Source organism: Xanthobacter sediminis (assembly GCF_043195015.1).
In the GTDB taxonomy this organism is placed as follows: Bacteria; Pseudomonadota; Alphaproteobacteria; order Rhizobiales; family Xanthobacteraceae; genus Xanthobacter.
In genome coordinates this window covers 1-2950 of sequence record NZ_JBAFWH010000044.1, presented here as the reverse complement: position 1 = coordinate 2950, position 2950 = coordinate 1, and the positions used below count along the sequence as shown (strand labels likewise).

The following is a 2950-nucleotide window of genomic DNA, read 5'->3' as shown; positions in this document are numbered from 1 at the left end:
TTCCCCGCGGTTCAGTCCTTGCCGTCCGGACGCACCAGCTCCTCGTGGCTGACGCCCAAGGCCTGGGCCAGCTCGTACAGGGTGATGACGGTGGGGTTTCGGCGACCGCGCTCCAGGCCGCTGATATATTGCTGGCTGAAGCCGGAGCGCGCCTCCACGTCCTCCTGTGTCAGGCCCTTCTCCTGACGCAGGCGCGCGAAATTCCGGCCGACCAGCTTGCGCATGTCCATGCGCAGACGGATCGCAATTTACACCCTTTGGTCTTATCAACTATAATATGTATCGTTGTGGCCCGAATGGTTTGGAGCGCCGGGCCGCATTGGCTTGGCGCACTTTTAAAGTGTGCGCTCGCGCACCCATCGTGCCTCAGCTAGAACCGCCGATGACGCTGGGCATGAACAGGCGGGGAGACATGACCGAGGCGTTCGAGGATACCGCACCGACCGGGCCCGAGCTTTCGGACTATGACCGGGCGCACATCAGGCTCTATGCGCGCCTGCTCGATGCAACGGCGGATGGCGCCGGCTGGGAGGAGATCGCCGCGGTGCTGTTCGGCATCGACGCGGCTCGGGAGCCCGAACGCGCCCGTCATGTCCATGACAGCCATCTTGCCCGCGCCCGTTGGGTGGCGGCCGGCGGCTTCAAAGACCTGCTCCGCCGCCCGGCCTGAGGCGGCCGAGGTGATGCCGCCAGCGCATCACGCGATGCCCTCCGGCGAACTTCCCAGACCCTATTCAATCCCAGATTGTCCTCTCTCGACACGCACGCGACTGATGCGGAGCCGAGAAAATGAAACCGGACACATCGCATTGGCGGGACAACGCCAGCTACGATTATTTCGATGACCTCTCCGTCGAAGGCCTCGCCTGGGAATGCCTGCGCCGGGACGAAGCCTATCAGGGTCATTACCAGTCCATCGTGACCACCGGCACCGACGCCGAGCCGCTCCCCCGGGAGGTGGAGCAGCGCTGGGGGCTGCGATTTCGCGGCACGGCCATCCCAAAACGCCGTGGAGCAGACCGTCCTGTGGTCGCCCCGCGTCAATCCGGCCGTCGTGCTTCTCGGCCCCTCTCCCGATTTCGAGCCTGATACGCAGACGATCGTATTCGATAGCATCTCTACGGTCAGAGAGAGCGCCGAGGGCGTACACGCCGTCGTTGGTCGTGCCGATCATGCGTTCCAGCTTCTTTTCCTGCCGGGCAGTCGTCGTGACACTCCGATGGCCGCGCTCATCCCGCTGGACGCGGACATGATGGGGCGGGTGGAGGTGCTGACCCGTTTCTGGCGCATGGTCGAAGGTCGACCGGCGCTCACTGACACCCGCTTCACCGCACAGCAGCGGCGGCGTCTGCGCACCATGATGCTGGCCGCCGATGGACGCGCTGACGGCGCCAGCTATCGCGACATCGCCTTCGCGCTGTACGGCGAGAGGCGTGTTGCCTCCGAGCCCTGGAAAACCTCGTCGCTGCGCGACCAGGTCATCGGTCTCGTGAAGGGCGGCCGTGCCCTGATCGGCGGCGGCTATCTCAAGCTCCTGCATCATCGCCGACGACCATAGCTTCATCCCCGCCGGCTCAGGGGTGGGGATTTTACGCCCCTCAACTTCCCCATCCCCCACGACGGGCGCCCTTCGCCACCGTGATCGCCGTCCGCCGCTGACGCCCAGCGGTCCGCGATCGCCCACGGAGGTTCGATCCATGCGTCCCGAAGCTGTCCCGCTGCCGCCGCGCTATCTGCGCACCAAGGAAGCCGCTGTCTTTCTCAGCCTGTCGCCCCGGACGCTCGAGAAACACCGCACCTACGGGACCGGTCCGGCCTATCGCAAGCTCGGCGGGCGCGTCGTCTATTCCGTCGAGGACCTGCAGGCCTGGGTCGCCCGCGGTGCGGTCACCTCCACCTCCGATCCCCGCGGCACCGTCCTGCCGGCGAAGCGTCATTCGATGTCCGGCGTTCTGCCGGGCAGCCTCGCGCGCTGAGCGGCCATTTCGTCATGGCAGCACCGCACCGCTCTCCCCAGCCCAGCGGACAGCTTGAGCTGTTCCGCGCGCTCCCCGGCGCCTTCGCGCCCCGCGATGCGCAGGATCTCATGGCCTATCCCTTCTTCTCCCTCGCCAAGACCCATCGGGTCGCCCCCATTGATTTTGCGGCGGGCGACATCGCCATCCGGGTCGAGGCGGTGCCCGACCACGGCATGGCGACCATCTGGGATGCCGACATCCTGATCTGGGCGGCCAGCCAGATCGTCGAAGCGCGCGACGCCGGCCTGCGCACCTCGCGCTTCATGGCCGCGACGCCCTACGAAATCCTCCGGTTCGTCGGCCGGGGCACATCGATCAGGGACTATCAGCGTCTGAAAGCCGCCCTCGACCGCCTGCAGTCCACCACCGTGTCCACCTCCATCCGCCAGCGGGGGGAGGGTCGACGTCACCGCTTCTCCTGGATCAACGAATGGAAGGAGCGCACTGACCACGACGGCAGGCCCGCCGGCATCGAGCTCATCGTCCCCGACTGGTTCTATTGCGCCATCGTCGAGGATGCGCTCGTCCTCACCATCGACCGGGCGTATTTTGCGCTGACGGGCGGGCTCGACCGCTGGCTCTATCGGCTTGTGCGCAAGCATGGCGGTCACCAGCCCGACGGCTGGCGCTTCGACTTCCATCACCTCCACCTGAAATCCGGCAGCCTGTCGCCCTTCAAGCGGTTCGCCTTCGAGCTCCGGGACATCATCCGCCGCCAGCCTTTGCCCGGCTACACCCTGTTCCTGGAGCTCGACGGGCGCGCCCGCACGCTGCTCGCCTTCGAGCCGGCCTGTGGACAGACTGTGGATTGTCTCGTGCCATCAGGAACCCCAAGGCACGTGCCATCAGGAACCGCACCTTCGTGCTATCGGGAACCGAAACCCGACTTAACCCCATGCACCGAAAATGAAAATCGCGCCCTTAACTTAGAG

6 protein-coding genes are annotated in these 2950 nt (G+C 65.9%); 5 read left to right on the top strand and 1 reads right to left on the bottom strand.

The features are described 5' to 3' along the window. Positions 1-11 precede the first annotated feature (11 nt). The gene (locus tag V5F61_RS21095; protein WP_168459816.1) at positions 12-230 is read right to left on the bottom strand and encodes a helix-turn-helix domain-containing protein; all 219 of its coding nucleotides are present in this window, start codon (positions 228-230) and stop codon (positions 12-14) included. 182 nt (positions 231-412) lie between these two features. Here V5F61_RS21095 and V5F61_RS21090 point away from each other — a divergent pair, with 182 nt between their 5' ends. The 5 genes from V5F61_RS21090 to V5F61_RS21070 form a co-directional block, all read left to right on the top strand. After that, positions 413-670, top strand: a complete 258-nt coding sequence (locus tag V5F61_RS21090) for a DNA -binding domain-containing protein (RefSeq protein WP_394104090.1) — start codon at positions 413-415, stop codon at positions 668-670. A 119-nt stretch (positions 671-789) separates the two neighbouring features. After that, positions 790-1089, top strand: coding sequence for a transcriptional regulator domain-containing protein (locus V5F61_RS21085; RefSeq protein ID WP_393990633.1), 300 nt, complete (start codon positions 790-792; stop codon positions 1087-1089). Then, positions 1010-1558 (top strand): DUF2285 domain-containing protein, encoded by a 549-nt coding sequence (locus tag V5F61_RS21080; protein ID WP_393990632.1) that lies wholly within the window; start codon positions 1010-1012, stop codon positions 1556-1558. The genes V5F61_RS21085 and V5F61_RS21080 overlap by 80 nt, the downstream gene beginning before the upstream one ends. Before the next feature lie 139 nt (positions 1559-1697). Beyond that, entirely contained in the window at positions 1698-1976 is a 279-nt protein-coding gene (locus tag V5F61_RS21075) for a helix-turn-helix transcriptional regulator (protein WP_393990631.1), read from the top strand. A 14-nt stretch (positions 1977-1990) separates the two neighbouring features. After that, positions 1991-2950: replication initiator protein A (locus V5F61_RS21070; RefSeq protein ID WP_394104089.1), on the top strand; the 960-nt coding region annotated here is incomplete at its 3' end.

Excerpts from the sequence above, each read along its gene's own strand:
- V5F61_RS21095 (WP_168459816.1), bottom strand. The coding sequence starts at position 230 with ATGGACATGCGCAAGCTGGTCGGCCGGAATTTCGCGCGCCTGCGTCAG.
- V5F61_RS21090 (WP_394104090.1), top strand. The coding sequence starts at position 413 with ATGACCGAGGCGTTCGAGGATACCGCACCGACCGGGCCCGAGCTTTCG.
- V5F61_RS21085 (WP_393990633.1), top strand. The coding sequence starts at position 790 with ATGAAACCGGACACATCGCATTGGCGGGACAACGCCAGCTACGATTAT.
- V5F61_RS21075 (WP_393990631.1), top strand. The coding sequence starts at position 1,698 with ATGCGTCCCGAAGCTGTCCCGCTGCCGCCGCGCTATCTGCGCACCAAG.